Genomic DNA, 2,461 nt, shown 5'->3' on the forward strand with positions numbered 1-2,461 from the left:
GCAGGTTCGGGAGGGAAAGCGGCCCATTCATTTCATGACGATGTAGGCCCGGGAGCGTTTCCCGTGGGTGCGGGATAAGCTTCCAAACTTTTGGCATCTGGTTTGGCAAGAGCTCCCACCTGGCGGGCGCTCTGCCAGAGATTATTTCGGGGTGGCGGCAGAGCGGGTTTTTCGGCTCTCCCGCCTGCCAGCGAGCGGGGCCGAGCGCGCCCGCCGAAAATCCTCTGCAAGCGATTTGCTCTCGACCTTGATGTGGATGAAGGCCCAGGAGGTTTCGGGACGTGCGTCCTTGGGCGAGAGGGTTAAGGTTACATAGGTGTCGGATTTGTCATATTCGGCGGTCCAATTTTTTATCGTGCAAAAATGCATCATCGATATCAGGCTGTGGTGCCCGCCCGAATCGAGCGCAATCTCGTAGGCTTCCCGCGCCTTGGCCTCAAGGGCCTCGCCGCCGGCATGCGTGAGAGTAGGCGGGTTGAAGCAGGGCTCCCCCTCGGGAATGAGCTGCTCGCGCGAGGTGACTTTGGCGTAGCGCGAGGAAAGGTTGTCTTTAATCTCTTTGTAGCGGCGAAGGGCATTTTTTGAATCATAGGCGGCGCCGCCATCGGCCAGCTCGGCGACAATCCTGAAGAGACGGTTATTGTTTCCAAAGTAGAGCCAGACCCATCGCTCGTCCCCAAAGGGCCTGGGTAATTTCTTGACCCGGTAGCGCGGGCCCCAAGTCTCGGAAATGCCACTCTCCTCAAGCTCCGTGCCGAGGGAGAGGACCTGCTCCTGGCTCATGCCGAGTCCGAGGCCGAATGCCTCGCCATAGGCGGCAAGGGCGTCCCCGACAGTGGACACAGTTGAGATGAGAAACGCGACCACTATGAGCCAGGCGGGGATTGTTTTTCCTAAAGACCATAAGCGGGCGGCGCGCATGGAGAGTTCCTTTTCGGGTCCGTTATTATTATTGAACTCATTACTTCAAATAGGCGAAGGTGCCTTCTGGAACAGACTGAAAAGTAACAAGTTTGGCGATCCGTGTCGCATCTGAAATATAGGGCAGATGTCGATCCGGGGCAAATCGGTGAAACGGCGGTGCACTGAAAAATCCCCAATTCCCTTTAAAAACGATTAATTCTGGCTCGAATCAGACTGGCGCGGGGGGATGTTTGGGATGGGCCCGTAAGGCCATCTAGTAGTCTGACGACCAGAATTGGCGGCGACTCTCCCCGATATTGCAGGGAGGGGCGGTGCGAGAAACCAGATGAGCGCCAGCCATGCGGCGGCTCTTGCGGGCGATGCTTCGGGAGGTGGATGGCGCGCGCCCCGCGATTTCGAGCACCAGTTTTTTACGAATGGCTTTGGCGAAGGAGCGAAAATCCTCTGCGACGACGATGAAAGCCCTTGGGCCGCCGATAACGCATTTTTTGTAATACAGGTCGAGGTTCGGCATGGGCGGGTTGCCATAGCGGCTCGGGCGGGTGTTGATGATGGGAAGGCCGTTGATGGTGAGCCCGGCTTGAAGCGCCTCTGTGCGAGCGGTGGTTACGAGGCGACCGCTGTTGTTGGGCCCGTCGCCCGATATGTCGATGACCTGCCGGGTGCCCGCGAATTTGTTTTTTTCGAAAAGGGGCATGGCATATTCAATGGCGCCGCTGATCGAGGTGTAGGGACCAACGCCGAGAGGTTTTGCGGCCAGCGCATTGGCAAATTTTCGGGCGCTATCGGGGCCCGAGACGAGGGTCCAGTCGACGATGGTAAGGTTGTGCTCGTACCCGGCCCACTCGAAATAGGTGACGGCGACTCGCTTGTGGAAGCCCGAGCGAATTGCGGAGAGAACCTCGGGCGAGGTGAAGGCCTCTACATAGCCTTTTCGCTGGAGACGCGATTCTGTTTCATCGATGCTGCCCGAGACATCGACTGCGAGTACGAGTTCGAGATCGACGCGGACAGCTCCCTTGGCGGAGGGTGCCGCATCTGCCGGGCTGATATGTGTCATCAAGAATACTGTGAAGAGAAAAGCTGCCTTTTGCATAAGACCATCCCCCGCGAGGTTCGGTTGATGGTCTTAATCGTTTCAGCTTTGACGGGCCATGGCAATTCTTATTTTAAGCCACTCGCGGCAATTTAAAGGCGAGCGCCACCCCGATGGCCAGCGATAGCGGCAGCACCCAAAAAACATTCAAAAGGCCGTAGGACTCGGCCGCCATCGCGATGGGGGCCGATGTGAAGGCGGATATGAACCAACCGCCGCCCAGAAAAATCGAGCTGGCAAAACCCCTGTGCTCTGGCATGAGCTCCTGGGCGTAGGCCACCGAGACGCCCATAGGTATAAAATTACCGGCGCCAATGAGCAGAAGCATGGCAAAGCCGTAGGTGAGCGGGAGGGTGAGGAATCCAACCATCCCGGCGAGCGCGACGAACATACCCCAGAGAATAATCTTGCGCTTGCCGACTTTGTCGCCGTAGAAGCCGC

Annotated in this window: 3 protein-coding genes; all 3 read right to left on the reverse strand. The window is 57.7% G+C overall.

All coding sequences use genetic code 11. The annotated features are described in order from the left end of the window. Positions 1 to 141: 141 nt before the first annotated feature. Positions 142 to 921: a hypothetical protein gene (locus HOJ95_03800; GenBank protein MBT6393805.1), complete on the reverse strand. Its 780-nt coding sequence runs from the start codon at positions 919 to 921 to the stop codon at positions 142 to 144. A 256-nt stretch (positions 922 to 1,177) separates the two neighbouring features. Beyond that, positions 1,178 to 2,020, reverse strand: a complete 843-nt coding sequence (locus tag HOJ95_03805) for a DUF1194 domain-containing protein (GenBank protein ID MBT6393806.1) — start codon at positions 2,018 to 2,020, stop codon at positions 1,178 to 1,180. A gap of 73 nt (positions 2,021 to 2,093) precedes the next feature. Continuing rightward, on the reverse strand, positions 2,094 to 2,461 hold a 368-nt coding region (locus HOJ95_03810; GenBank protein ID MBT6393807.1), incomplete at its 5' end, for a hypothetical protein.

The sequence above is a fragment of the Nitrospinaceae bacterium genome (assembly GCA_018669005.1).
In the GTDB taxonomy this organism is placed as follows: Bacteria; UBA8248; UBA8248; order UBA8248; family UBA8248; genus UBA8248.

Bases quoted from the DNA above. Each gene is read 5' to 3' on its own strand.
- HOJ95_03800 (MBT6393805.1), bottom strand. From the start codon at position 921: ATGCGCGCCGCCCGCTTATGGTCTTTAGGAAAAACAATCCCCGCCTGG.
- HOJ95_03805 (MBT6393806.1), bottom strand. From the start codon at position 2,020: ATGCAAAAGGCAGCTTTTCTCTTCACAGTATTCTTGATGACACATATC.